This window comes from Phenylobacterium sp. (genome assembly GCF_041691455.1).
Lineage (GTDB): Bacteria > Pseudomonadota > Alphaproteobacteria > Caulobacterales > Caulobacteraceae > Phenylobacterium.
The window spans coordinates 1-26998 of record NZ_JBEPUO010000014.1; the positions used below are offsets into that span (position 1 = coordinate 1).

Below are 26998 nucleotides of genomic sequence, written 5' to 3' on the forward strand. Positions count from 1 at the left end.
ACGTCCTCCTCGGAGAGGATGTAGCGCTGCTGCTCCGACTGGGAGGTCGAGCGGTTCGCGCGCCCAAAAAGGCTGCGCGGATCGCTGTAACTTTCGCGCATCTCCAGCGCCTTGCCCGCCCGGCGCGTCACCTTGTCGATGCTGGTCGGCTCCGAGGTCGCGAAGCAGGCGGTGATGTGCATGTTGTCGAACAGCGGCGTCTTGTCCCCGTACTTGGAGAAGACGTCATTGAAGCTCTGGCAGATCAGGTGGGCGGTGATCCCGTAGCCGGCCATCTCGCCCATGGCGTTTTCCAGGAACGGAAGACTGCCGAGCTTCGGAAATTCGTCGAGCAGCAGCAGGAGCCGGTGCAGCTTGCGCCGGCGACGGCTGTCGAAGTGCTCGTGCTCCATCAGGCTGTTGATGGTCTGGCGCGTGAACACCCGCACCAGGAAGGCCAGGCGGTCGGCATGGGCCTGCGGCGTGATGATGTAGAAGGACACCGGCGCCTCGGAGCAGACCAGGTCGCCGATGGAGAAGTCCGACCAGCTGGTCGCGTACTCCACCAAAGGATCCGCCCACAGCGACAGTGAAGCTCGGCAAGTAGCCAGGACGTTGGATTTCACGCGCTCGTCCATGGTCGAGAGCGCTGTCGCCCCCAGCAGGACCTCGGGGTGGATCTCTGGGATCGGCGCGCCCTCGGCGTCGCGCGCGAGCCCGTCGGCTGCCTGATAGTTCGGCCGCCAGCGATGCTGGGTGTTCATCATCGCGTGCAGAGTCGGTTCGATGTTGATCAGCAGCCGGCGGACATGGGCCAGGTTCTTCTTGGTGTCCTCCTCGCTGTAGAGGACGTGCAGGATGATCGCGGTGAAGAAGTCCGTCGCGCTCTGGTCCCAGAAGTTCAGGTCGCCGGCCTTGCGGCCCAAGGGATCGACCAGGATCCCGACCACGTTCTGGATATCGGCGATCTCCATCGGCCCCTTGCGGACCTCGAACAGCGGATTCCACCGGACGGTGTTGGGGTCGGTCGGGGAGAAATAGAAGACGTGACTGAACGTCTTCCGGTGATCGGCGGTGATGTGCCAAAGCTCGCCCTTGCGATCATAGATGAAGGCGCTGTGCGGCCAGGCGATCAGGGTCGGGACCACATGCCCGGCCCCCTTCCCGCTCCGCGAGGCGCCTACGATGATCGCGTGCTCGATCCCGCCATAGGTCAGGTATCGACCGTTGAAACGGCCGAGCACGCGGCCGCTGATCTGACCGCTGGATTGTCCGCCCGGGCCAAAGAGTTTGGCGCGCCGCACGTCATCGACGTCGGCCCAGGCGTCCCGGCCAAAAGCCTTGGGTTCACGCTGCGATCGGCGGGTCAGCAGCGCCGCCGCCATCACGGGCCCCATCGCGACGGCCAAACCCGCCAGGCCCGCCAGATCGAACGGCTTCGGGTAGCTTGGCTGGAAGCGCATGTACCAGCCGGCGAATGACCAGGGCGCGTAGACCCGCACCGCACCGAGGTCGAAGGCGCCGGCCCCGAACTCGCGCGGATAGCCGTAGGTCTGCGCCACCATCTGGGTGGCCAGCGTCAGGCCAAGAAGGATCGACAGGGCCGCCAAAGGCAGGATGATCGAGGCGCGTGTTAAACCGTTCATGGTCCCTCCGCCGCCCTAAAGGCCCGGAATGAAGCCACGTCCGATGACGCGCCCCAGTCCTCGGTTGAGCCGCTCGACGGCCTGTTGACGGGCTGGCGCCGGGAAGCCCATCACCGCCTCCCGCGCAGGGCCGCCGATGTCGCGGATGAAGCGGGTTTCGTCGGGGACCTTGGCCGGCACACGAAGCTCGCCCTGCCCCAACGCCTGGGCAACCCGCAGGTCGTTGAACGTCCGCGTGGCGCCCGCGATCCGCTTGTCCGCGCGTTTAACTTTGCGCTCCAGGGTCCGCTTGCGACGAGCGACATCGGCGGCGGTTTCCAGCTGCGGGCCCCGGCGCGCCGCCACATAGGCCTGGCCCTGCGGCGAACGCGCCCAGGCCGCGCGAACCTCAAGCTGCAGGTCAGCCTGCCGGAGCGCCGAGCGCGCCCGTGCAATAGCGTTCAGCTCGGCGTGTTTCGCCCAGATCATCCGGGCCGGATTGCGCACCCATTGGACCAGGTTCAACCGCTTGGACCGCACCCCGGCGACGCGCCCTTCGACGCGGGCGAGCCGCGCCTTGGCAACCGCGCGCTCACGCGCCGCCTCCGCCGTCAGGGCCCGTTCTATCTGGCCGGCGGTCTCGATCTTCGGCCCACCCAAGCCTGCCCGCTCAGCGGCCCAGCCATCCCGCTCGGCGACCATGCGCACCCGCATCTGCTCGGCCTCCTTGACCAGTTTGGCGACCGGAACCGAGATCAGGGGCACGGCTTCAACAAGCCGATCGGCGGTCTCCTGAAAGTCCCGCCGAAGCTCAGCCCGCTTGCGGTTATGGGCGGCCGTGTCGCGGTTCTGCTCGCCCCGTTCAGAGGCGATGTTCTTGCGCTCCAAGGCCGAAGCCGTGGGTCCAAGGTGGACGCCCGGCTCGCGATCAACACCCCGCTCGGCGAGGGACCGATGCGAGACCTGCGGGGCGTCTGGGCCAAGGTGCCGACGCAGGTGCTGGTTCTGCGTTTCGGCCCACGCCGCGCGCCACTTACGCACCGCCTGCGGGCTCCACCATTCCGGCGGCTTTCGCCCGAACCCCGAGGGTCCGACAGAGCGCGTCGTGACCAGCACATGGGCGTGGAAATTGCGCTGATCGCCCTCTTTTCCGGGCCGGTGCATCGCCACATCAGCGATCATCCCCTGCCCCACCAAGTGTTCTGAAACGAAGTCACGGACCAGCTCGCGGCGTTGGTGGAAGTCGAGTTCATGGGGCAGGGAAAGCAGCAACTCCCTCGCGGGCACGGCGTCCTTGCGGCGCTCCGCCGCCTCGGCCGCGTTCCACAATATTTGACGATCCTGGTAGGCGGCCGGCGCGTCCGTCGGCGTCATGATCGCAGCAAATTCGATGTCGGCCTTCGCCCCGAAATCGAACTCCATCGCCAGGCGATCATCGACCAGCCGGTCACCTGACCGGTAGGCGGCAGCGGCCACGGCCGAACGACCGGCAGCGCGCTGGATGGTCTGAACTGCCAAACGGTACTGAGCCACGCTAACCCCCTTTGACCGCCTGGCGGTCGGATCGCTAAGGGCCCCGGCCCTTGGCTCGAACCCTCGGCCGGCGCAGGCCGATCTGGGGTTCGAGGGTGTCGGGCGGAGCCTGACCGCGGGGGTCGATGGGCGTAGCCCAAACGACCCGTAACTGCGCCATTGTCCGTAATTACTGTTCTGCCATGGATAGACCATGACGGGCGTTATTGATAGGTTTCGGCCGTTAGGGGCTTTTATGACAACCACGGTGTTCGCCATGACTACGGTCGATAAGCGTCGAAGAAACACTCGCCCGTCGAAATATCGCCCGCGAACCGAGGCGCAGAAGGAGCAACGGCGCGAGCTTTGGATCGCCCGGACCGAAGACCGCGAGCAGGGTCGGCGGGTCTCAGAAGAAGACGCGCTGAAGCTCCGATTGGACGAGCTGGAAAACGCGCTTCGCGATGCCGGCCATGACGGCGTGCATCGCCGCCGCCACGCCACGCCGCTCGAAGATATCGCGGACGACGAGCAGCGTTTCCTGGTGCTCAAGGCCCGCGTCGAACGGCTAGAAGCCCTGTGGTCGATCAACCAGCGCAAGCGGGAAACCCGCGCCAAAATCATCATCGGCGGCGCGCTATTGGCCGAAGCCGGCGACGATCTCCTGGCCGGTGACGCCGAGCTCCTCGCACGCCTGGTCGACATCATCGACCGTCGCGTCGAAGGCATCCGCGACCGCCTCACCGTGCGCGAGCTGCTGGGCAATGTGCCGCTATCGCTGCGCCCCGGAGGCGACGTTGAAGAGAGCCCCGAGAGCGCCCTCCAGGCCGAAGGTGCGACCCTCCCAGACTTCGATCTGATGGCGCAGTCGGCGATGGCCGACGAGCCGGTCACGAGCTTGCTGCCCAGCGACGTCGATGCGGACTATGCCGACCTCGATGGTTCCTGGCAGGCCGCGTGATCACTGCCGCCACGCAGTCACGGTCCCGTCCTGCCGAACGAAGATCGCTCGGGCGCCATCCGCCGGTTGAGGCCGGCGATCACCGCCCTCGCCTGCCCCGTCCGGAGTCTCCGTAGGCGCCGCCACGGCGGCAGCGACAGGCGCCACGAGGGCACGGTTCTCGCCCGCGAAGATCGCGCCGCCGGCGGACTGCCAAGGGTCGGATGCCGCACGGCCACGAGGCGCCGCGGCCGACCGCCCGGCGCCAGGCGTCGAGCCCCCTCCCCTGCCCGCTTCCACATAGAAGCTATGCGCGCCAATCACTGCCGAAGGCGGGGCGCCCCCGAAGTTCACCAAGCCGGCCGAGACCTCGCCGCGGGCAGCCCGTCCGGCCACGATCTGCGGATTCTGGAAGAACCTGGCGCCATTGGTGGGGTCGGGTAACCGGCCCTCCAGGGCCAGGTTGATGATGGTGTCGATCCGCGCCTGCCGGGCCTCCGAAACCGTGGGCAGGCTGCGCCAGCTGCCCCCCGCACGCATCACCGGCTCGAACTGGCGCCGAGCGTTGACGACTGCCTCGACCGACCCGCCCCAACGGCCATCGGCGAGGCGGTTGATGATCGTGTAGACGACGCCCGCCAGGCCACTGTCGCCCTGGTTCGCGGCCTCGGCATAGGCGACCCGCGCGATGGCCTCCCGGGCCTCGGGCGAGGAGACCAGCGTGGCCAGGGACCGGGCGGGCGGAGTGGCGCCCGCAAACGGCGTGGCGGGGGCATACACCCCTGGACAGTTCACGCCGGTTGGGACGGGCTGAGCCGTCTCGCCCCGGGTCAGCAGGGCGCAAAGAGCAGCAAGGGCCGCTGGATCCATCATCGGTCTCCAGAGGAGTGGGTTGAGGGGCTCAGCGGCCGGAAGACGCCGAGGATCTCGCGCGTCGTCACCGGCCCGAAATAGCGGCTGTCGAAGCTGTTCGGGATGCGTGTCGAGAACACGAAGAACTCGCCGCGCGCCAGCGCGCGGCAACCGGCCCAACGGGGCAGACCCACACCCCGGCTGTCATGGGTGAGCACCGGCGCACGACGGACCCCGTTGATCGTCAGCGCCCCGCCATCGGTGCAGACGTGATCGCCCTCCCCGGCGGCAATCGCCTTCAGGATTGGAATCCGGCGCAGGTAATCCATCTGCCCATCGGCGTAGGGAAAGGCCGGCGCGGGCGCCTGAAAAGCGATGATCGCGCCACGCGCGGGAGGGCCCAGGGTGCGGACATAGAGCCCCAAAGGCTCGCTTGGGCTGCGGTTCCAGAGGAGCGCCGGCTGCGGCAGGCTGGCGCCGAGGACCGCCGCTGCGGCGACAGGAAGAATCGCCCACGCCGCCAAGGCGGGGGTCAGCCCCCTCGCCGGGCGGACGGACGATTTTCTCATGATGACTTGGCCTTGCCTTCGCGCTCGCAACCGAGCCACAGGCTCGTCAGCGCTTCAGGCCAAGATGTGGCTCATGCCCGGTGTTTGTGGGCTTCGGACGCCCTCTCGGGCGCACCGGCCGGTCACTGATACCCCGACGATTTGCAGAAGTTGCCAATTGGCAACTCGGCGACATTGGAGGGGACGAGGCACCCGCTTAGGGGCCGGAATCCCGAAGTTGCCAATTGGCAACTTCAGCCCTTGGGCCGCATCCGGAGCAGCTCGCGCTGGAAGGCCTCGGCGAAATCCGCGTTGCTGGCGTCGGCATCAAGCGCCAGTTCCAGGACCACCTTCTTCGACCCCTTGCGCGCCAGGGTGAACAGGGTCGCGCCCGCTGCGTTGATCACCGCCGTGACCGGCTTGCCCGCCTTGGCCGCAGGTTTCGCGTCACCAGCCGCGGCGCGTTTCAGGAGCGCCAGGACCTTCGGGGCGTCCAAAGGACCCTGGCCTTTGGCGATCATTTCCGCTTGCTGAACCCCCAGGCGCTTGGCCTCGGCCATCACCCGAGGGCGCGACGCACCGTCAGCCAGGAGGGGTTTGATCTCGCGGGCATGGTTCTCGCGGAGCTGCCGCACATCGCCGAAGGCCTCGACGACGTCGGTCGGCAGCTTGGCGAGGTCGAGAAAGCGCGACAGCCAGGCCTTTGGCACTTCCAGCCGCTCGGCCATCCGCTGTGCGGTGCCGCCGTAGAAGGTTTCAACGGCGTGGCGGTAGTCCAGGGCCCGCTCGTAGTCGCTGATGTCCTTGCGTGACCGGTTCTCGACATCGGCGAGACGGAAGGCCTGCTCATCGGTGAGTTCGCGCTCCTCGACGAGGTAGCGGATATCGCGATGCTCGACATTCTTGAGGTAGCTGACCGCCCAGTGGCGGCGTGCGCCACAAATGACCTCGAAATCGTAGTCCGGGTCGCGCTCGACCCGCCGCACGATCGCGGGAAACTCCTGCTCCCCCTGGGAGCGAAGGCTCTCAAGGAGATCGCCGCAGACGCTCTCGTTGAGGAGGTCGTAGCGGCGATTGTGCCGCTCCCACATCCGGCATCGGGCCGGATCGACCAGCTTGAGCGTCTTTTCCTTGATGTCGCCGGCTGTGACACGGGCAAGCCCGGTCAGCCGCGTGGTCAAGCGCTCGGTTGCGGGCGCCCCGCGCTCCAGCGTCGGGGTTTCAGTGACCGCTGGGGCCACCAGGCCCGCGAGGATCGAGCGGTTCTTGCCTGTGGTGGATGCCATGACCGCCCTCCCCTACCCTAAGCCCAGCCGGCGAAGGTCCGGCCTATGGCTGGGCCACGCCTTGCGGATCAGAAGCTCGATCTCGCCATTCAGGCGGTCGAGGTTGTTTCGGCAGCGCTCATAGGTCTTCGTCGCCGGACCCGTCAGCTCATAGACGGTGCGCAGCTGCACATTGGCATTGTCGATCTCGGCGGAGTCGAGCAGCGAGGCCGACAGCATGTCGGCGCCAAACACCGCCTCCATCATGTCGCGGATCTGGGTGTGGGCGCTCTTGCCCTCATCGACCTTGGTCGCGACGACGCGGAGGAAATGATAGCCCCGCGCGCCTAGATGGTTCTGCATGACCTCCAGGGTCTCCACGATCATCCGCAGGAAGTGGGCGGTCGAGGCAAAGTCCACGGTCGAAGGCGGCGTCGGGATCAAAAGGGCGTTGGCGGCGCGCAATACCGCCAGCGACAGCATCCCCAGCGCCGGCGGCGGATCCAGTAGGACCACGTCATAGTCGACGGCCATACCCTCGACGCCGCGACGCAGGCGATCCAGGGCGTCCGGATTACCGCGAAGACGCGCCGCCGCCTCATATTCCGCCTGGTATAGCCCGAGGTTCGCGGGGATCAGATCAATGCCCGGCCAAGCGGTAGCCCGCAGGCCATACTTGAGGTCCGGTTCTCCGCCGTGACGGAAGAAGGGGAGGAGGGTCTCCTCGTCGTCGATATCGATGTCGGGATTGAACCCGAAGATGGTCGTGGTGCTCGCCTGGCTATCGCAATCGATCACCGCGACCCGGTAGCCCTTGAGCGCGAGGTACTGCGCCACATGACAGGTGAGGGTGCTCTTGCCGACGCCGCCCTTGAAGTTCTGAACCGCCAGGACGATCGGCGGATCCTCGGACCCACGACGTGGCCGGGTCCCAAAGACATCACGCATATGGTTGATCTCGGCCAGGCTGTAGCCTTCCCGCCGCCTCGAGGCGCTAAGCCTGGGGGCGGGGAGGCGGCCATCGGCCTCGGCCTGGCGGATCGCTTCAGAGGTCCGGCCCACCATCTCGGCGGCCTTGGTGATCGTGAACCGCAGATCGACGATCTTCTCTTCACCGGGCGCGAACACTGTGGCCCGCAGCCGGGTGATGACGTCATGGGCCCGGTCGCTGAGCGCGGTCATGGCGTCGAGGAGGACGGGTCCCGAGGCCGCACTTTCCGCGAGTGCAAGTTTCGCCATGGCCTCCTCCTTTGCAAATATCCAACGAGATAGCTGGAATTTGCCAAGTTTTCGGTCAGATACAATGAAGAATGAGTTAACAGCGCGCCGAGCTTGAACCCTCATGGTTCAAAGCGACGGCAAGCCAGCCTGTCCGCCGCGCCCCGTTAGAGAATTTCTTAGGGACAAAGTTAGACAGAGTTAGAGGCCGCGAAATGCTCAGGAAACCCATACGATACAGGGGTTTCTGAAAAGCCTCGGTCACCAATACCCCGAGCCGAAGGTCACTGATACCCCGTGTCTCGGGTCACCGTTCCCCCGTGGAATAGGTCACCGATCCCCCGAGGGTGGGACCTTGCGCTTCTCAAACATGCCATCGACGGCGAGCGCGCGGGCATCCTCGCGGGCTCGGCGCTCCGAATCAGCGGCCAGGCGCGCCAGATCCGCCTTAAGCGCGGCGCGCTCGACGGCGTCACGGCGGATGAAGTGGACGGCCGGCGAGTTGTCCGCGGCGTTGACGAAACTGACGTCGTATTCGGGCAGGTCGTTGGCGGCGACGATCCGCTTGAGCAGGTAGTTGAACTGCTTCAGCGGGCTCTCACTGCCGGTCTTTTCGTGCAGCACGCTAACCCGGCACGTCCAGCCCGACGCCTGATCGCCGGCGTGCTTGCGGGCGATCCGATAGATGGCCCGCTCGACACCGCCGGAGAGCGCGAAATAGTCAGCGTGGAGGGTCAGCAGCGACCGATCCTTGATGACCCCCTCATAGACCCAGTTGGACAAGGTGAGGGTCAGGCCCTTCGGGGCGCCGGTGACAGCGTCCGACTCCAGCATCCATTCGTCGAGCCAGCCAAACTGCGCTTTGGTGTTGCGCTTGGTCCCACGGATCGAGGTCTGGATGGTCGTCGCCTCCAGCCGCTGAAGGGCGGCCTGGAGTTCCCGATAGCCCTTGCCGCCCGTGTCGCGCTTGATCGCCTTGAGCAGATCATAGGTCGTGGTGTGCAGGGTCCGGGGCAGGTCGTTCTCGCCGGCCTCCCGCATCTGATTGATGCGTGAGGTCGCCCAGATCAGGATGTCGGCGTCCCAGATGGTGGCGATGCCGAAAGCGGGATTGGCGCTGACGTGGACCCAGACCTCGCCGTCGGGGCTGGTGTATTCGATCGGCTTCAGGCGCTTGCGCTTGGACAGCGAAAAGAACGGCCGCTCCATGACCTCGCGCTGATCCTTCAACGGCAGGCTGTTCATCCGAGGGACGAACAGATCGAACTCCTGCTGTCGAATCGCGCGCTTAGACATCACCAACCCCACCACGCGAGACGATCTTGGGGAAGGGCAGGGGCCTTGACCCCAGAAGTTGCCAATTGGCAACTTCTTCGAAAACGCCCGCCACGGGCCTCGCCCGACCAGCGCCTTCAGGCGCCCTGCCGACGTGGTTCTGTGGGCCTGAGAGGACGACGGTAGTCATACGTCCCCCATCTCGCGCGGCACGGTGATGTTGTAGGTGCTGTCGAGGCGCCCGCCGGGCGCAAGGACGCGCTTGCCGCTGCCAAGGTCGATGGCGCCGCGTTCCAGGCGGCTCGCCCAGGCATGGCCGTGGCGATCGGCGAACCACAGCGCGAGGCGCTTGACCTTAACGCTGCGACAGTCGGCCAGAAGCGCATAGAGGCGCCGTGGGCTGAGCGAGGACAGGCCCTGCATCAGGACGTCGGCCTCGTGGAAGGAGGCGACCTGCGGGACGAGGTCCAAAACCTCCAGCAGGGCTCGCTCTGGCGTCGAGATGATGAGCTGGGTCTCCAGCCCCCCCGCCGAAGGGTGGGTGAAGTGTCGCTCGAACCCGCCGGCTTGCGGATCGTCGGCAAGAAGCGGGTCGGCCGTGAACAAGGTAGGCCGGTGATAGACCAGCCGGGGCCCCAGGAGCCTGCGGGCCCAGACCGGCGGCGGCGCGCGGCCGCAGAGGTGGAACGGGGTCGGCCCGTCAGGAGCGCCATAGTGGCCGAGCCCCAGCAACTCCAAAGCCGTCCGGCCACAGATCGCGAGGAGGGGAGGGCGCAGCCGCTGGAGCGACAAGACGACCGCTATGGCCGAGAGGGCCTGGTCGGATGTGTCGCCCGCGCGCTGATAGGCCCCTCGGACGGGCGCCTGAAGCCAGCCGTTTTTGACATACTTGGCCACCAGGCTTCGTGAGTAGCCATGGCGCTGCAGCCAGCGGGCGTCCGCCAGGAGGCCATCGGGCAAAAGGCGCTGAAGTTGGTTTAGTTTTCCGTCCATTCGCCAACCCACAGTGCGCGCTTTAACGACATTGTAAACCCACCGAGTTTGACAAGCGTCGAATTCGCCAACTCAAGGTGAGCGACTTACGCCGATTCCGAACCAGAGCCGAAGCCCGCCCGGCGAACCGGACGGGCTGTTGGCTTTAGGCTGCCTCGGAGACAGCGGCTTCCTGGCGATCGAGGGACTTCAGCTCATGCCGCGGCGTGGCGACCACGACCTTGGAGAAGAAGCGTTCCTGGCCGTCCTTGTCGGTGTAGCGGTCGTGCCGCGTCTCACCCTCAACGAAGACCTTGGAGCCCTTCGGCAGGCCACGGCTTTCGAGCCAACCGACCGTGCCCTGGTTCCAGATCTCGACCTGGTGCCACGTCGTGTAGTCCTTCCGCGTGCCTTCCTTCTTCGTGTAGCGGCTGGTGGCAACCCGCAGCGTTGCGACCTTCTTGCCGCCCGCCGTGGTGCGGATTTCCGCTTCGGCGCCGGTAAAACCGATGAGTTGGACCTTGTTCAGCATCGTCTTTCTCCATCTGCCGCCAAGAAAAGCCCCGGCGGCTCGCGGTCCCTGCCGCGATCACGCGACCTGCAAGGGCGGGGAAACGGTCCAGGACAAAGCCCGGGCGGGTTGGAAACCGGTCTGCACGAAGCGACAGCGAAGGAAGGCCGGAGGGTCCGCACCCGCCCGCCTCGCGCCAGCGGGGTCGGCTTTGACCTGGATCGCCCCGCCCTAGGTTGGCGAGATTGATCGCGCGGACCGCAGCCGGCCCGGGCTCCTCCAAGGCGCTGGAGACCGAGCTGAACCCACCACAATCAAGGACACCGGCCCAAACCCGCCATCGGCAAAGGCAAGAGCAGGACCGCGCGTCACACGGTCCACCTGAAGCTGGAAGGGGAGGGGCGTAACCGCCAGGGGACCAGGGCCATGACCGACCAGAGAAACAAGTCGGATTTGGCGACAAGACGACAGCCTGCCGCAGGATCCGCCGACGCGGAAGGGGATCTGCAGCGACACCATCGCACCGAACAACGGCTGGATGCGCTCGCCGACGAGGGTCAACATCGATCATGCGGTGATTGATCGACGAACCCCTTCCCACCAGCCTCGCCCCGCCCGTCGGGCGCTGGGCGTCGCGGGCTCGGAATCGGCATCAGTTTTCCATGAAAACTGACCGCGCTGAGCACCGACTGGCGCGCTCTGCGGAACGAATCACCAACCCCAAGCCTGAGTAGCCGCCGGCCCACCTGGCACTAGGGCTTGGACTTCGTTCGGCGCCTGTTCCGCCGGGCGTGCCTGAGCAAGGGTCGACACCCGCCGCCTCGCGGCGGAAGGGGAGGGGAGGGGCGCCCGCCGAAGCGGGCGTTTAGTTGGGCTAGTGACGCGTGCTCTCCGTCCGCGCGTGGATCATCTGGTGGAAGTGGGCGATAGCGGCCGTGTCGAGCTCGAAGGGGATCGCGCTGATCTCCTCCTGACGGTCCAGCTCCTCGGCGATGGCCAGAAGGTCCCAGCATTCGGCGACCACATACCAGCTGCCGGTGTCGTAGAAGTCGTGGGCGTGTTGATAAACCGCTTGAGCCATCCCCATGCTGACCATCTTTCGTCTCCCTCTTGCGCTGCCGGATCTGCGGGCTCGTTCCCGCGATCTCGCGACCGCCCAGGGCAGGTGAAAGGGAGGGGCCAAAGGTCGAATCCCCGTGGAAACCGGCCTGCAGCGCAGCGAAGGTCGGAGGATCCGCAGGGGTTCGCCTCGCTCAGGCGAGGTCGCCTTTGACCCTGACCGTCCCGTCCTAGGTTCGTGAGTTTGATCGCGGACGAGCTCGCCCCGCAGCGCCCAACCCGGGAGACGACTGACGGCTTGGTGCTGGCGCCAACATGCGGATCACCACAGCCAGACCCCTGACAACCTCAGCGCCTTGGGCGCCCCCTTGCGGAACCCATGCGCCGCTGCCTTTCGACGGGATTTAGGTGGAGGTCGATCTCGCTGATATGCGGGTATGAGGCGGTCAAGCACTGGCCCGAAAACACAGAATGGACCTTCACCGATGAGCGACATGCGCAAGGATGCCGCCCGTCCAGACGCCGCGCGGGTAGCCGCGACGGAGCTTTGGTGTGGCCTCTCGGCTGATCAGCTCGGCACTGCAACACCCGACCTGATCGTCTTTCCCGAACGTGTCAGCCAGCACGAAATCGACCAGGCAGTCGCCCGTTGTCCAGACGCCATCATCGCCGGCGCGATCTCCACGAAGGGTTTCATGCGAGGGGTGATCTGGCATCAAGGCCGCAACCAGATCGACTATCTCAAGGTCGGCAATGATGGACGCCCCGGCTCCTCGCCGTCACCGAGGCGAGAACAGCCGACCATCTACGAAAGCCATGACCTGGCGGTTGGACTCCTGATTTGCATGGACTTCGATATTCCGGCCGTTCGAGACGGGGTCATCGAGCAACTCCATCGCTCGGCGGCGCCGTTCAAAGTGCTGTGCGTGCCAGCAGATATGTACAGCGCTTGGTTTTCCACAGAGCCCATCACCCCGCCAAGGTTGGACGGAATCCATGTGGCGGTGAGCAATGGACTGGTTCATGGCGACAACCGGCTTCGGAGCTTCATCACCGATCGCAAGCGGATGAAGGATGCGAACGCGAAGCAGGTCGACAGAGAGCCAATCAGATTGTGGCTCGGTGATAACCGAGGCGCCCGATAATCCCTGACCGACGATCTGCGGCGGCCATGGGCCGCCGCAGACAGGCGCCTATGCCCGCGTTCGGATGACGACGTGGCGCACGCCCTTGTCGCCGGCCTTTTGTCCGAGATTGAGAGCCGGCCCGAAGGGTTGCAGACCCGCGCCGCGCTCGGCGTTGAGCGTATTGGCCAGAGTCAGGACGCAGACCGGATCGAGTTCGAGCATCTCGTCGTTGGCCCGGAACGGGGCGGCCCGTCCGTGACGGTCAAAATCGGCCTTGGCCAGGACTAGGGTCACGTTCTTGGACTTCGCCCACTTGATCGCCAGCTTCTCGGCGCCCTTGGCGCCGGTCGTGGCCAGGGCCATTTCCGGCCACTGCTCGCGAGCCCAGTTGAGAGCATCGAAGATGCGGCCAGCGTCCTCTGCGGTGTCTGCGAGCGGCGATCCACGGAAGGCGATGATGGTCGCCCCGGGGTCGGCGGCGGAGTGCTTTCGGGCCTTGGCTGAGCGGATGATATCCCGGGCCTCGATCTGTGCCGCAGTTGTCCGCGATGCTCGGACGTTGCCCTTCCAGGGGCTCCAGACCTCACCGGTCGCCGTCGTATAACTGGCCGCTGCGGCGTCTCGGACGAATTCGAGGGCCATGGTGGCGACATCTGCAGCGCGGGCCTTGCGGGTAGCGGTCTGGAGTTCGGTGTCAGCGATCTCCGAGCCGTCGAAGTCCCGGGTCAGTCGGTTGAGGTCATCCCTGGTGCGGTCGGCTTCGCGTTCGATCCGTTGCGCCGCCGAATGGAAGGCCCCGATCAGGCTCTCCGAAGCGATTGCCTGGAAATCCTCCAGGGCCGTGTCGATGAAGACATCGAGCACCTCGTTCATCAGGGCGTGGCCGAGTTGGATAAGCGCCTCTTCGTGAGGATGAGGGCGGGGGTCGTCGAGGGTCAGGGCCTGGGCCTCGAAGTGGGTCATCGGGCCGGTCAGTGGAGCGTGTGGAGAAAACTGCATTGCGAGACATCCTTTCGGAGTGGGGTGTGGAGCCTGTCGGCTCGACGACCGTCTCGCGCCGACGGCCCGAGGCCCCCCACAAGGGCTTTGAGCGCAGCGTCCCTTGTGGGGGGCCTCGGACGGTGGCGAGGTCTCAAGAGCCAAAGGGCTTCAGACCGCCACGCAGCTGTGTCTCGTGTGGATTTCGCGCACGTCGGGCAGGCCAAGGTGTCCACGAAGGGCCAGAAAAGGCCTGCGTCGAAAGACCCCGGACCTCCAGGTGCTGACGCGCCGCCAACACCGGCCCCTATGGGGCGGTGTGCGTGGCCGCATTGATGCGGCCCTCAAGCTCCAGGCAATGGGCCATCAGCTGATCGAAGGGTTCGGCGTCATCGAACAGCAGGCCGTCAGCGACCATGGCCTCATAGTCTGCCCCGAGGACGGCGCGGGCTTCGCCGTCCGGCGCCAGATGGATCGCGCCATGCACGGCCGCCTGATAGTCGATGACCATCTTGCCCGCGTCCTTTTCGACGAAGAACATGGCCTTGTGATCGGCGACCGCCTGGGCCAGCGCCTGGTCGGCGATGGCAGCTTCGGCAAACCCGCATCATCGAGCCGCGCCAGGTCATGCCAATGCCGAGCGAAACGGTCACCGCGCAGCCGGCCCTGGGCGCAGAAGACGTGGATGGCCGTCGCCTTCTCCCAGAAGGTGCGCTCAGCCCGCATCACCATTGGACTTGCGGTTGGAAAGACCACGCCTTCGACGAGTCCGGCGGCGTCGCAGACGACGTCGTGCAGCGCGCTGGGTTCGCCCGTGGACCGGGCGCCAAACTCCAGCATGACTGCCGGCGCGACATAGCCCGAGCCGGTAGCCAGAGGTTCGTATTCGACAAAGACCTTCTCGCCTTCGAGCCGCAACCGCGCGGGCGCCCCGTCGACCACAAATCTGGCCTGGAGGGTTGGCAGGACGTGATCCTGCACCCATTGCGGGAGCCGCTGGCCGACCGCCTTGGTCCAGCGCCGCTCTTCGCCGCGTGACGCCGGCAGGGCGTCGCCGGTCTCTCCCACCAGGTCCGGCGCGAGCGCGCGGATGTCATAGGTAAGATCGACGTCTTCGGAGAACCGCCGGATCACGCCGTAGGCCTTCGACAGCGATGTTCCACCTTTGAAGACCAGATGCTCGCCAAGCGGCGACGAGAACAGGGCGTCGAGCGCCCAGACGACCCAGATGTCTTTCTCTAACAGGTGCGCCGGCCGCCCGGACGCGGACGCGGCGACCGCCAAGGCTTCACGCCGCTCGTCGGCCGAAAGTGCAAGGAAGGCCTCAGACATGGGCGAACGACTGGCTCACCTGCTGCGCGAGCCAGGTCGGAAGCAGAGGCGCGGCCTTGGCTAGCGCCTGAAAATCCGAGGCGGGGAGGGTGCGCCGCAGGGTAAGCATTGCAGCCTCGGCCTTCGAGGGGCCAAGCCACGCCAGGGCGCGCAGGATCTCACCTCCGGGCCGCCCGGCCAGCACGAGTTGCCAGGCCGGAGCGTGCCGCATTTCGACCGATTGGCGGCCGAGCCGCAGCTTCCGGTTCGGACCCGAGGTCAGATAGACGCTGCGCACGGGCACTTGCGAGGTCAGGCCCAGGGCATTGGCCGCCGTGGCGCCGTGCGACGCGACAGTTTCGCCGCGCAGCTCGGCCAGGCCCGCCACGACCTTTTCCGTGGTGGGCGCGCGAGCCCCAAAGCGGCTCTCGACGGGCCGGACATAGAGGCCACGCCCGGCGCGCAGCAGTTTGCCCCGCCGGGCGAGCCGCGACAGCGCCTGGTCGACAGCCGCGCGCTGGCCCAGGTGCAACAAGCCCTTGGCGGTCAGCAACGCGCCCTCCGGCACGGTGCGGCTGTGTTCGAGAATCTCTTCCGTCAATCGTTGCATGGGTCACCTTATTGTCAGAAAACATAGGATCGCTTCTGACAGTTAGCAACCCGCGAGTTAGGGAATGGTTTTCACGGCTGACCGAACTCACGCCGCCAGGGATGTGGCGACCGCATCCACGCGGCTGAAGGCTTCCAAGTGGTCGACCGCCCGCTGCGCGTGGCCTGAAGCCTCCAGCAACGCCGCCGGCCGCTCCTTCAAGATCGACGCCCAGTGGGCCAGATAGGCCGCATGGCCATCCAAAAGCTGAGGGCGCAGGCCGATCCGCAAGCCCAACGCCGCCGCCCCGATCTCGGCCACCAGCTCCTCGAAAGCGTAGGCCTCGTCGCCGAACCTTGCCCCGAACTCCCGGTTCAGCCGATGCGGCGCTCCACTCCAATGGACGGCCTCATGGGCGAAGGTCGCCTGGTAGTCGTCGACCGTGTCGAACGCCTCGGGCGCCGGCAGACAGATGACGTCGCGGGCGCGGTTGTAGCAGGCCACGCCGCCGCCGAGTTCGATCTTGGCAGGAATGGCGTCCAGCAACGCGCTGCGCGCCGCGGCCCGAACGGCGGGATCGATCTTCGGAGCCCGAAGGTAGGGCTCCGGGCAATCGTTCAGCTGCTCTGCGTTGAAAACCGCGTAGGCCTTCAGGTAGTGCAGCACCCTCGGATCGTCCTCGGACGCCGCGGCCTCACCGCCGTCGAGAACGCGGGTCTTGTAGAGGATCGCCGGCGCGCTCTTAGCCCCCTTCTTGACCGGCGCCCCGATGCTCAGCGCCTGACGGAAGGTCAACCAGTAGGGCGAGGCGTAGCCGCCCACGGCGCCGGCGAACGACAGCAGCCAGGCATTGCTGCCGGTGAAGGGCTGGCCGTCGGAGCGCAGCGGCAGCCTGGGATCGGTGCAGCCGACCCACGCCTGCCTCCAGGGCGGAACACCGCGTTCGATACGCGCGATGAGATCGGCCATCATCGGCTCAAGGGGATTGGTCATGGCATCCTCAGGGGTTTTTGCGCCGGGGCTTTTCCCGGATCGCTCAACACTTTCGGTCCCTACCTTTGTCCTTTCCGGCTCAGCCGGCCGACCCGGTGCGGCGGGCTCAGTTGCGACGGAATGGCTAGATCAGTCCTAAAGCCTTGAAACTGGCGACGTCTGTTCGCCCGACGACCATGTGGTCATGCACCGCGATGCCCAGGGTCCTCGCGCCTTCGACGACCTTCCTCGTCATCTCGACGTCCGCAATCGACGGCGTCTTCGACGCAGTGTCCGGGAGGAATCTGGTTGGCAACTTACGATTGGGAGCCCGCAAAAAGTGGCCGTCCCGTGGGCCAGTCGGATCGTTGTTCACACCAGACCGGAAACACCGCCTTGACCTTGATCTAGCGCAAAGCGGGCGAAGCAAAGCTGCGGCAATGAGATCGTGGGGCGCAGTCCGCACCTAGCGATCAAGCTCGAGGCGGCAGCCAAGCCATGATGATCGCCGCGAGCGTCTCGGCATTCAAACGCCAAAACGTGTAGATGTCGGCTCATCGCTAGAAGCGCCGGAAGCGTAAATGACCGCACGGCAACGTGTGGTATAAACCATATATAGGCGGGCCACATGTCAGATTATTCGCGCGAGTTCAGCGTCAAGCGGTTGTGGATTATTTTCGCAATCACAATGATCGTGATGTTCGGCGCGCTGATTTATTTCGGACAGCAAATATATCAGACCAAGCCGCCGATCCCCGTGGCGGTGACGACCCAAGCAGGTCAGGTCCTCTACACGAGCGCGGATATCGAGCACGGCCAGAACGTGTGGCAGTCGATGGGGGGCATGGAGCAGGGCTCGATCTGGGGCCATGGCAGCTATGTCGCTCCTGACTGGAGCGCGGACTGGCTGCATCGCGAAGCAGTCGCTCTTCTGGACATCCTCGCCCGCGATGAAGGTCGAGGCGCCTATGCGACCCTGGCGGCGCCGGAACAAGCGCGCCTCCAGGCCATGCTGCGTCAGGAGATGCGCACCAACACCTACAATCCCGCGACAGGTGTCATCACCGTGAGCGCGCCGCGCGCGGAGGCCATGGCCTTGGTCGCCACGCACTTCTCAGATCTCCTGCAGGGCGGCTCTCCGCAGGGAAGGTCGCTGAGAGTGCAATACGCCCTGCCAGTGCACGGGACGATCTCGGCGACGGAGGCGCGCGACGTCGATGCCTTCTATTTCTGGACCGCGTGGTCGGCGACGACCAACCGGCCCGGCGAGACCTTCACCTACACCAGCAATTGGCCGCACGAGCCGCTGGTGGGCAATACGCCGACCGGCGGCGTCTTCATGTGGACGTTCATCTCGATCTTCGTGCTGCTGGCAAGCATCGGTGCGCTGGTCTGGTACTACGCCCGCGAGTTCGACGTCTGGCGTCAAAATGGCATCCCCGAGGGCGGGTTCTCGACGGCCGACTTCATGGTCGGGGCGGTGATCACGCCCTCCATGCGCGCGACCCTCAAATACTTCATCGTGGTGGTCGCTCTGTTCGTCGCCCAGATCGGGCTCGGCATCGTCACCGCCCACTATGCCGTGGAAGGCCAAGGCTTCTATGGCCTGCCTCTGGCGGATTATTTCCCCTACGCCGTCACCCGCACCTGGCACACCCAGCTGGCGGTGCTGTGGATCGCCACAGCCTGGCTGGCCACCGGCCTCTATGTCGCGCCGCTGCTCGGGGGTCGTGATCCGAAGTGGCAGGTGTTCGGGGTCAATTTTCTCTGGGTCAGCCTGCTGATCATCGTCGTGGGCTCGTTTGCCGGCGAATGGCTGGCGATCAACCGCTTCATCCCTGACCTGAATCTCAATTTCTGGTTCGGCGATCAGGGCTACGAATATCTCGACCTCGGCCGCTTCTGGCAGGTCTACTTGTTCGTCGGCCTGCTGCTCTGGGTCGTCCTGGTGCTGCGCGCCATGTGGCCTGCGATGAAGGCCAAGGAGACCAAGTCGCTGCTCTACCTGGTGGTGCTGTCGACGGTCTCGATTGGATTGCTGTTCGGTGCGGGGCTCGCCTATGGCCAGCACACGCACATCTCGATCATGGAGTACTGGCGCTGGTGGGTCGTCCACCTGTGGGTCGAGGGCGTATTCGAGGTCTTTGCCACCGCGATCGTCGCGGCGCTGTTCGTACGCATGGGTCTGCTGCGGGTGTCCGTGGCCACGACCTCAGTGTTGTTCGCGACCCTGATCTTTCTAGGCGGCGGGGTGTTGGGCACGTTCCACCACCTCTACTTCAGCGGCACGCCGACCGGCGTCATCGCGCTGGGCAGCGTGTTCTCTGCGCTTGAGGTTGTGCCCCTCGTCGTCGTGGGATTTGAGGCCTACAGCCGCGCGCAGCATTCGGCGGTTTCGGACTGGCAGAAGGCCTACCACTGGCCGTTCATGTTCTTCGCGGCGGTACTCGTCTGGAACCTGATCGGGGCCGGCCTTTTCGGGTTCATGATCAACCCGCCCCTGGCGCTCTATTACATGCAGGGGATGAACATGACGGCCACCCACGCCCACGCCGCGCTGTTCGGCGTCTATGGGATGCTCGGGCTGGGGCTGGTGCTGTTCTGCCTGCGCGGCCTGACCGACCCGACGCGCTGGAACAACCGGTTGCTCGCCATCAGCTTCTGGTCGCTGAACATCGGGCTGGGCATGATGGTGTTCCTGTCGCTGGCGCCCCAGGGCCTGTTGCAGACCTATGCCAGCTTCACCGAGAGCTACGCCTACGCGCGCAGCGCCGAGTTCATCCACAGCCCGGCCATGCAGTTCCTGGTCTGGGTGAGGGTGCCGGGCGATCTGGTGTTCAGCGTCGGCGTGTTCGCGTTCGCGGCCTTCCTGGTCCAAGCCCTGTGGTCATCGCGCGCGACCGCTGCGCCGAAGCTCGCGCCCGGCAAGTAGGCCTGCGGGGGGCGGCCGTTCACGTCTTGTCTGTCGCCGAAGGCACCTCCTGCCCAGATCAAGAGGTGAGCGGCTTGGCCGTCGTGAGCATGCGGCCGTAAACGATGGCGAAGCCCGCAAACGCGCATGTCCAGGCCAGGCCCGACGCAGAGAGCAGCCAGGCGTGGGCCGCGCCGGTGAACGGCGCGGCGACGCGTAGCAGCGCAGCGAGATTAATCGCCAAGTAGATCATGGTCGTCGCGCCACCTGCTGTGAGCGGACGGCCAGTATGGCCGCGCGTTGCCCGGGTCATAACGGCCAGCGTCATGACGCCGACCGCGCCCACCGTCACAGCGTGGATCCCGGCGGTGAGCGGCACGAGCGCCGGATCAAGGACTGCCGCGCCCAGCAGGAGAAGGCCTGTCGCGAGCCAGCCGTAGCCCAGATGCAGGATCCAGACGAGGGGCTCGCGCGCCGCAGCCCAGCCGCGCCAGCGCGCCAGCCGGAAGAGATTGGCCGCACCCGCGCCCAACAAGGCAGCGCCCGTGAGCAGGACATCGGGAAAGGCGACCCAGGCTGCTGCTGCGAGGCCGGTCAGGATCACCACCCCGGTGTCAAAGATCGACGCGGCGGCGGGCTCCCGGAGGATCTTGCGGGCATGCAACCAGTTGCGCGTGAAGCTAGGCGTGAGGCGCCCGCCGATCAGGGTGATCAACACGCAGGCCGAGCCTAGGGCGAGCCGCACACCGAAGTCGTTAAGGCCGTTCGTCTGCCGCAAGTGGAACGCCACATTTGCCAAGGCAAAGAGACTGACCAGGACGCAGACTGGAAGGTTGCGCCAGTTCCGGCCGGCCAGCACCTCGCGCCAGACGATGGCGGCAAAGGCGACCAGGAAGGCGCTGTCGATGACGGAAGCGAGGGGACCGAGGACTGGCGCGTAGAGCATGGAGGCGCGCCCCGCCACCCATAGTGCGACTAGGCCGCCCAGCGGCGCGCCGATGACCGGCATGCGGCCCGTCCAGTTGGGGATAGCCGTCGTCAGGAACCCAGCCATGACGGCGGCCAGGAACCCGAAGATCATTTCATGGACATGCCAGTCGCGGGTGAAGGCTTCCGGGCCACCGTGCAAGAAGCTGGAGAGCCACATGGGAACGACCAGGGCGCTCCATAGTGCGCCCAACAGGAAGAAGGGGCGGAAGCCGAAGCTGAAAAGGGCTGGGCCGGCGTAAGGGCGACGGGTGGCGGCGGTGGACATGGCGACGCCATGAGCCCGATCTTGGCCAAGCGCCTTGATGCTCATCAATCCGTGTCGGCGGGGCCGGCCAAGAAGGCGCGCGGAACCAAGGCGAGGGGAGGCTATTGTGGAGCTATGAAGTCCCATCGCCCGCTCGCCGCTCTGGCCCTGATCTCCCTCGCCGCCATGAGCCTGGCCGCCTGCGCCTCGATAACGGCTGGTCCCGTGGGGAACCCCGCCGTGCCGCAACCCGCCAAACCCGTCGATCTGAAGCGCTACGCCGGCCTTTGGTATGAAATGGCGCGCTACGAAAACCGGTTCGAACGCAACTGCGACGCCGTAACCGCGGCCTATCGCGCTCTGCCAAACGGCATGATCGAGGTCCTAAACAGTTGCCACAAAGGGTTTGTCGGCGGACCGCTGAAGGTCGCCAAGGGCCGCGCCAAGCTGGTGGCGGGATCGCAAGACGCCAAGCTCAAGGTCTCGTTCTTCGGACCTTTCTTCGGCGACTACTGGGTGCTCGATCACGCCGACGACTATAGCTGGTCGATCGTCGGCGAGCCTTCCGGCCGCTATCTGTGGATCCTGACCCGGGCCGCCAAGCCCGACGCCGCAACGCGAGATATTCTTCTGAGCCGGGTGAAGACGCTCGGCTACGACGTGCGCCTTATCCGCCTGACCGCGCACTAGGAATCGCCCTACGGGCGATGGCTGCTCCGGCGAAAACAACGAATTCAATCGTCAGCGGTAAGGTTGGTCGAGCGCAATCAAGATAGTGGCTGTCGTCACTCGCGACCAGTTCGTAACTCCAGCTATTGAGCCTGGCGACATGCCCACATGATCGACGCGGGCCCGCGGCTGTCACAAAAGTCCCAACGCCTTGAAGCTGGCGACGTCTGTTCGCCCGACAATCATGTGGTCATGCACTGCGATGCCCAGGGTCCGGGCAGCGTCGACGACCTTTCTCGTCATCTCGACGTCCGCCGCCGACGGCGTCTGGTCGCCGGATGGATGATTGTGCACCAGGATCAAGGCGCTGGCCGACAGCTCCAGCGCCCGGCGTATGACCTCCCGCGGATAAACGGGGGCATGATCGACGGTGCCGTGATTCATGATCTCGTCCGTGATTAGCTGGTTCCGTTTGTCGAGGAAGAGCACCCGGAACGCCTCGCGTTCGTAGTGAGCCATAGTTAGTTTCAGGTAGCTTATAAGGACTGACCACGAGGACATGACCGAGCGTCCCAGCAGCTCCGACGCGGCGAGGCGGCGAGGCGGCGAGTGGCGTCGTAGATCAGCTGCAGGTCGAGAGCGACGCCGGCGTCGACGATCTTGCACAGAGCGGCGAAGTCGGCGGCCAGGACCCTTCGCAGACAGCCAAAACGGCCCAGCAGCGCCGCGGCGTTGGCCGCAGCGCCGCAAGGCATGGACCGCGAGAGCAGGAGTTCGAGCGTCTCAGCATCGTTGAGAGCAGCAAGACCGCCGGCTTCGGCTCTTGCCCGAAGCGATGCGGTCGAAGTGACGGCGCGCGAGGGGCCGGCACAGCGCGCGGCCACCTCGCCAACGCCTGGAAGGTCGCCGAAGAGATCGGGTGCCTGACGATGAGGGGAGAGCTTGGACATGGAAGCCTTGGGTCGTCGGCGCCGGACCTTTTCCCGGGTCGCTCAACCCCCTCGGTCCCTGCCTTTGTCCTTTCCCGGCGCAGCCGGTTAGCCGGCGTGCCGACGCCAGGCGCAGGAGGGCCGCGACTCCCAAAGCCCACGGCCCCCAAAGTCACTCAGGCGGCGGCCGGGAGCAGCGTCTGCGGCGGCCACTTCGCCAGCAGCGCCGACAGCACCTGCGGCTTCTCAACCGGCACGAAGACGCGCGGCGTGTAGTTGATGATCTCGACGAAACAGCCGAGCAACGTGAAGGCCGAGCGGTCTGCGGCGGCCCCCACCACCTCGATCCGGTGACGATCCATCACCTTGGCGCGTCTTAGCCAAAACCCGCCGGTCAGCATGATCGAGGTGTTTTCAGTCAGGACGAGGTGGGCGGCATTCGAGCCTTCGCCGACCACGCTGGCCACATCACTCAGGCCCAGCGCGATCTTCAGGCCCGGAACCTGGCCGGCGTCGAGCACCCGGCCGAGCCAACGGCGACCGTCCGGCGCCTTGAGGCGCCGGACCGAGGCTTGCTTGGCGGGCAGGCTCTCCCACACCGGCAGGAGGAGGCCGGTCACCAGCACCAGCTCGCGCGTGATCCAGGGATCGGCCGCGGCGATCTCCGCGTCCCAGGCAGCCTGCCAGATCGGTTCAGGCACGATCTCCCAGGCCGATTCCTCATAGATCTTGAGGGGCGAGACGCCGCGCTTCTCCGGCCGGATGATCCGCACCGCGGGCACCAGGCGGTCGTCATCGTCGGTCGTGGTCAGGCCCTTCACCACCAGGCCGGCCCGGCCCGAACGGGCATTGACCACATACTCCAGAGCCTCGGGGTTCAACCCGTGCAGCGCCTCTCCGGCGCTGGTTAGCACCCGCCGCGTGCGAACCTCGAAGGTCATGATCTTGGTCTGCGCGCCGGTCAGGGTGTCGGTGCGGATCACCTCCTCCGACTTGATCGCGAGGTCGTCGGCAACGATGTCCTCCATCCCCCGGTCGAGGGCACCGGAGGCCGATGCCCGTTCGAGGATGCTCGCCAGGATCTCGTCGAAGGCGGTGAAGAGACCGTTCTGGTCCTCGATCCGCAGCGCCAGCAGGCGATTGAGGAAGGTGTTCATCGCCGGCATGTCGTCGGATTTCTTGAGATTGCCATCGGTATCCAGCAGCTTCAGCCCGGTCCTGGTCTCAAACGTCTCGCGGCTCATGGCCTCGACCGACCCGAAGTGCAGGGCCACGAAGAAGGCCTGCAGAGCGCGATGCGCCCACGGGCTTTCCAGGTTGTCCGCCGGCCGAAACAGCCCGTTGCCCGCCGAACGACGCTCCCCACGGGTCAGGGCGCCCAAACTGTCGAGCCGCCGAGCGATGGTGCTGAGGAACCGCTTCTCCCCATGGATGTCGGTCGTTACCGGCCGGAACAGCGGCGCATGGGCCTGGTTGGTCCGGTGCGAGCGACCAAGGCCCTGGATGGCGCCGTCCGCGCGCCAGCCGGGTTCGACCAGATAGTGGGCCCGTCGCTGCTGGTTCGCCGTACCCAGGTCGGCGTGGTAGCTGCGCCCGGTGCCGCCGGCGTCGGAGAACACCAACACCCGCTTCTTGCCGGACATGAAGGCGTCGGTCTCGGCCTTGGCCGCCGAGGCGCCGCGACGCTCGACGACACGCCGGCCGCCGCGCAACACGACCCGGCGCGCCCGGCCGGTGATCTCGGCCACTGCGTCGGTTCCCAGCGTGTCGAGGACCGCGTCCAGCACCCCGCAAACGGCCGGAAGGCACGCGAGGTGGGTGACGAGTTCTTCGCGCAGCCGCAGCGCCTCCTGGCTGGCGACCGGCACGCCATCAACCATGACCGGGATCATGGTGACATTGCCCTCCTCGTCCTCGATCGCCTGCATGGCGGTGACCGGAAAGGCCCCCATCAGATAGTCGAGAACCTGGTCCTTCGGCGTCATGTCGATGGTCAGGTTGTTCCACTCCTCCGGCGGAATCTCGGCCAGCCGGCGTTCCATCACCGCCTCGTTGGTCGAGACGATCTGCACCACGGAAGAGCGGCCCTGCGCCAGATCGGTCCTGATCGCGGCAATCAGGGTCGGGGCTTTGAGGCCCGCGAGCAGGTGCCCGAAGAACCGCAGCTTCGCCCCCTCGAAGGCCGAGAGCACCGCCGAAGCCGCCTGACCATTGGTCGCCTTGCCGTCCTCGGTGAGGCCAACCGCCTCCAGGGCCGCCCGCAGATTCTGATGGATCAGCTGGTAGGCATCGGCCCAGGCGTTCCAGATCTCGATGTCCTGAGCGGCGAGGGGGTGGCGCAGCGCCTCGTACTCGACGCCGTCGAAGGACAGGGAGCGAGCGATGTAGAGCCCGAGCGCCTTCAGCTCACGCGCGATCAGCTCCATCACCGCCACACCGCCCTTGTCGACGGCCTCCATGAAGGCGTCGCGGGTGTTAAACGGCGCCTCCGGCCCGCCCCAGAGCCCAAGCCGCGCGGCATAGGCGAGGTTCTCCGGCGTCGTCGCGCCGGTCGCCGAGACGTAGAGGATCCGGGCGCCGGGCAGGCGGTTCTGCAACGCCAGGCCGGCCATGCCCTGCTGCGAGGCCCTCTTCGGCCCGCGCGAGCCTTTGCCGCCGCCGGCGGCGTTGGCCATCGCGTGCGCCTCGTCGAACACGATCACACCATCAAAGTCCGCGCCCAGCCAGCTGACGATCTGATCGAGCCGAGACGGGCGATCTCCCCGGGCCGGCTGACGCAGGGTCGCGTAGGTGGTGAAGAGGATGCCGCGGTCCAGGCGGATGGCGTCGGCCTGCTTCCAGGCGCTCTGCGGCGTGATGTCGGAGCCAGCGCCGCCGATGGCGTTCCAATCGCGCCGGGCGTCCTCAAGCAGGGCGTCGTTCCGCGAGAACCACACGGCCCGAACCCGGCCCTGGGCCATGTTGTCGGCGATGACCCCGGCGATCTGACGGCCCTTGCCGCAGCCGGTGCCGTCGCCAAGGAAGAAGCCGCGCCGAAACTGCACCGCGCCCTGGGTGCCCTCGGCCACCAGGTGGACCAGGTGGGCGGCCTCGCCGAGCACCCAGGCGCCCGGCAGGCTGCTCGCATGAGCCTCGCCGGCATAGATGATGGTCTCCATCTGGGCGTCGGACACCAGGCCGTGCTCGACGATCCCGGCCGGCAACACCGGGCGATAACTCGGGGCGGGCGGAGAGACCGAGGCCATCGGCCCGGATTCCACGAGCGGGGAGGGGTGCGGCCGCGCCTGGGCCAGATCGACCCGCCCGAGCGCGTAGGCCTGATAGAGGCCGACATCGTGGCCTTCGCCGGACCAGTCCTTCACCGCATAGGCGACCGGCGCCGTGGTCGACAGGAACCCCAGCCGTGACGAGGGTGTCGCCAGCGCCCGGGCCCGAGGCGTCAGGAAGGCGACGTTGGAGACGGCTCGAAACTGGCGAGGCTGAGCCGTGGGGCGAGCAGCGACCCCCGCCGCCAGACGGGCGGCGTCGGCCAGGGTCTCGCAAGCCTGAACCGGGCAGGGGGAGGGGACGCTCCCCTCGGCGCGGTCGATCACCAGAAGCCCGGTCTCGACCGAGGTTCCGTGCTTGGCATAGGCCCGTTGCGGGAACACCAGCATCGCGATGAGGCGGCCTCGGCGGCCCAGAGCCTGCATGGCGCCGGCGTCCTCGAAGAGCCGGGTCGGCACGATCGCCGAGAGCCTGCCGCCTTCGGCCAGGCAATCAAGCGCGGCGTGCAGATGGCCCTCCAGTTGCTGAAACGGCGGATTGGCGATGACGGCATGGAAGCTGCCGGAGCCCGGCAGGATGTCCTTCAACAGGACCGCGTCGTGGCGCGTGCGCGAGGCTCCGGGAAAGAGCCCGTCGAGAATCTCGGCCCGCCCCGGGGCCAGTTCGTTGAGGTCGAGCACCGCGCCGCACGCCTCGGCGACGATGGCGAGCAGGCCCGTCCCGGCCGACGGCTCAAGCACCCGGTCGCCGGGCCGGATCTGAGCGGCGGCCACGGCCAGGGCGCTAAGCTCCGGCGGCGTGGAGAACTGATCGAGCGCCACCTGCTCTTCGCTGCGCCGCGTGTGGGTCAGGGTCAGCTCGGTAACGCTGGCCAGTAGAGCGACGATCTCGGCGGGCGCGTCCTCGAGCCGGCTGATCTGCGGCGCCAGGCGGCGCAGCTGCAACACCACGGCGGCTTCCATGGCGTCGTAGGCATCGCGCCAGCACCAGGCGCCGTCGGCGTCGGAGCTCCCGAAGGACATGGTCATCACCCCCGCCACCAGCTTTCGGTCGAGCGCCCGCGAGCGGTTGAGATGGGGAACCATGGCCCGCGCGGCGGCCAGGATGTTGGCGGCCTTGTCAGAGGCGGAACCAGAAACCTGGGCCTGGGCGAAAAGCGGAAGGAAGGCGTTCATGGGAAAGCGTCCAGATCACCCGCGGCGGAGGGCTCCTCCCTCCCGTCCCGTCAGGCTCACCTGACGCCTCCCTCCCTCCA

23 protein-coding genes are annotated in these 26998 nt (G+C 66.5%); 4 read left to right on the forward strand and 19 right to left on the reverse strand.

The annotated features are described in order from the left end of the window. Together ACESMY_RS15510 and mobQ are read right to left on the reverse strand one after the other, a co-directional pair. Positions 1 to 1625 (reverse strand): type IV secretory system conjugative DNA transfer family protein (locus ACESMY_RS15510; protein ID WP_372785516.1); only part of this gene is annotated, 1625 nt, incomplete at its 3' end. A gap of 15 nt (positions 1626 to 1640) precedes the next feature. Then, entirely contained in the window at positions 1641 to 3137 is a 1497-nt protein-coding gene (mobQ, locus tag ACESMY_RS15515) for a MobQ family relaxase (RefSeq protein WP_372785517.1), read from the reverse strand. 235 nt (positions 3138 to 3372) lie between these two features. On the opposite strand from mobQ, the gene ACESMY_RS15520 reads away from it, so the two are divergent. Beyond that, a complete protein-coding gene (locus ACESMY_RS15520) occupies positions 3373 to 4077 on the forward strand; it encodes a hypothetical protein (protein ID WP_372785518.1) in 705 nt (234 codons plus the stop codon). Here ACESMY_RS15520 and ACESMY_RS15525 read toward each other — a convergent pair whose 3' ends face one another. The 8 genes from ACESMY_RS15525 to ACESMY_RS15560 form a co-directional block, all read right to left on the reverse strand. Next, positions 4078 to 4926, reverse strand: a complete 849-nt coding sequence (locus tag ACESMY_RS15525; RefSeq protein WP_372785519.1) for a cell wall hydrolase — start codon at positions 4924 to 4926, stop codon at positions 4078 to 4080. It lies immediately after the preceding gene. After that, positions 4926 to 5432, reverse strand: coding sequence for a S26 family signal peptidase (locus ACESMY_RS15530; RefSeq protein ID WP_372785520.1), 507 nt, complete (start codon positions 5430 to 5432; stop codon positions 4926 to 4928). The genes ACESMY_RS15525 and ACESMY_RS15530 overlap by 1 nt, the downstream gene beginning before the upstream one ends. A gap of 278 nt (positions 5433 to 5710) precedes the next feature. Further along, on the reverse strand, positions 5711 to 6742 hold the full coding sequence (locus tag ACESMY_RS15535) for a ParB/RepB/Spo0J family partition protein (protein WP_372785521.1): 1032 nt from the start codon (positions 6740 to 6742) through the stop codon (positions 5711 to 5713). Between the two features lie 12 nt (positions 6743 to 6754). Further along, entirely contained in the window at positions 6755 to 7960 is a 1206-nt protein-coding gene (locus ACESMY_RS15540) for an AAA family ATPase (RefSeq protein ID WP_372785522.1), read from the reverse strand. 309 nt (positions 7961 to 8269) lie between these two features. Beyond that, positions 8270 to 9235, reverse strand: a complete 966-nt coding sequence (locus ACESMY_RS15545) for a replication initiator protein A (RefSeq protein ID WP_372785523.1) — start codon at positions 9233 to 9235, stop codon at positions 8270 to 8272. 165 nt (positions 9236 to 9400) lie between these two features. Continuing rightward, positions 9401 to 10207, reverse strand: coding sequence for a type IV toxin-antitoxin system AbiEi family antitoxin domain-containing protein (locus ACESMY_RS15550; protein WP_372785524.1), 807 nt, complete (start codon positions 10205 to 10207; stop codon positions 9401 to 9403). 145 nt (positions 10208 to 10352) lie between these two features. Then, positions 10353 to 10718 carry a single-stranded DNA-binding protein gene (locus tag ACESMY_RS15555; RefSeq protein WP_372785525.1) on the reverse strand — a complete coding sequence of 122 codons (366 nt, stop codon included), beginning with the start codon at positions 10716 to 10718 and terminating at the stop codon, positions 10353 to 10355. A gap of 853 nt (positions 10719 to 11571) precedes the next feature. Continuing rightward, positions 11572 to 11793, reverse strand: coding sequence for a hypothetical protein (locus ACESMY_RS15560; protein ID WP_372785526.1), 222 nt, complete (start codon positions 11791 to 11793; stop codon positions 11572 to 11574). A gap of 448 nt (positions 11794 to 12241) precedes the next feature. On the opposite strand from ACESMY_RS15560, the gene ACESMY_RS15565 reads away from it, so the two are divergent. Then, positions 12242 to 12901 carry a hypothetical protein gene (locus ACESMY_RS15565; RefSeq protein WP_372785527.1) on the forward strand — a complete coding sequence of 220 codons (660 nt, stop codon included), beginning with the start codon at positions 12242 to 12244 and terminating at the stop codon, positions 12899 to 12901. 48 nt (positions 12902 to 12949) lie between these two features. Here the strand turns inward: ACESMY_RS15565 and ACESMY_RS15570 are convergent, their stop codons facing one another. From ACESMY_RS15570 to ACESMY_RS15590, 5 genes are all read right to left on the reverse strand, one after another. Beyond that, a complete protein-coding gene (locus tag ACESMY_RS15570; protein WP_372785528.1) occupies positions 12950 to 13882 on the reverse strand; it encodes a DUF2493 domain-containing protein in 933 nt (310 codons plus the stop codon). 345 nt (positions 13883 to 14227) lie between these two features. Beyond that, a complete protein-coding gene (locus ACESMY_RS15575; protein ID WP_372785529.1) occupies positions 14228 to 15193 on the reverse strand; it encodes a nucleotidyl transferase AbiEii/AbiGii toxin family protein in 966 nt (321 codons plus the stop codon). After that, positions 15186 to 15782, reverse strand: a complete 597-nt coding sequence (locus ACESMY_RS15580; RefSeq protein WP_372785530.1) for a DUF6088 family protein — start codon at positions 15780 to 15782, stop codon at positions 15186 to 15188. Before ACESMY_RS15580 ends, ACESMY_RS15575 begins: the two co-directional genes overlap by 8 nt. Before the next feature lie 87 nt (positions 15783 to 15869). Next, positions 15870 to 16754, reverse strand: a complete 885-nt coding sequence (locus ACESMY_RS15585) for an ArdC family protein (protein ID WP_372785531.1) — start codon at positions 16752 to 16754, stop codon at positions 15870 to 15872. Between the two features lie 124 nt (positions 16755 to 16878). Then, positions 16879 to 17199, reverse strand: a complete 321-nt coding sequence (locus tag ACESMY_RS15590) for a JAB domain-containing protein (RefSeq protein WP_372785532.1) — start codon at positions 17197 to 17199, stop codon at positions 16879 to 16881. Between the two features lie 162 nt (positions 17200 to 17361). Here ACESMY_RS15590 and ACESMY_RS15595 point away from each other — a divergent pair, with 162 nt between their 5' ends. Next, entirely contained in the window at positions 17362 to 19665 is a 2304-nt protein-coding gene (locus ACESMY_RS15595; RefSeq protein WP_372785533.1) for a nitric-oxide reductase large subunit, read from the forward strand. 58 nt (positions 19666 to 19723) lie between these two features. Here the strand turns inward: ACESMY_RS15595 and ACESMY_RS15600 are convergent, their stop codons facing one another. Beyond that, positions 19724 to 20944 carry an NnrS family protein gene (locus ACESMY_RS15600; protein ID WP_372785534.1) on the reverse strand — a complete coding sequence of 407 codons (1221 nt, stop codon included), beginning with the start codon at positions 20942 to 20944 and terminating at the stop codon, positions 19724 to 19726. A 69-nt stretch (positions 20945 to 21013) separates the two neighbouring features. On the opposite strand from ACESMY_RS15600, the gene ACESMY_RS15605 reads away from it, so the two are divergent. Continuing rightward, a complete protein-coding gene (locus ACESMY_RS15605; protein WP_372785535.1) occupies positions 21014 to 21568 on the forward strand; it encodes a lipocalin family protein in 555 nt (184 codons plus the stop codon). A gap of 171 nt (positions 21569 to 21739) precedes the next feature. On the opposite strand, the gene ACESMY_RS15610 is transcribed toward ACESMY_RS15605, so the two are convergent. The 3 genes from ACESMY_RS15610 to ACESMY_RS15620 all read right to left on the reverse strand — a co-directional run bounded on the left by ACESMY_RS15610 (position 21740) and on the right by ACESMY_RS15620 (position 26918). Beyond that, entirely contained in the window at positions 21740 to 22108 is a 369-nt protein-coding gene (locus ACESMY_RS15610) for a RadC family protein (RefSeq protein ID WP_372785536.1), read from the reverse strand. After that, positions 22084 to 22497, reverse strand: a complete 414-nt coding sequence (locus ACESMY_RS15615) for a hypothetical protein (protein WP_372785537.1) — start codon at positions 22495 to 22497, stop codon at positions 22084 to 22086. The genes ACESMY_RS15610 and ACESMY_RS15615 overlap by 25 nt, the downstream gene beginning before the upstream one ends. A 155-nt stretch (positions 22498 to 22652) precedes the next feature. Then, complete coding sequence (locus tag ACESMY_RS15620) at positions 22653 to 26918, reverse strand: strawberry notch-like NTP hydrolase domain-containing protein (RefSeq protein WP_372785538.1); 4266 nt, start codon at positions 26916 to 26918, stop codon at positions 22653 to 22655. Positions 26919 to 26998: the final 80 nt, after the last annotated feature.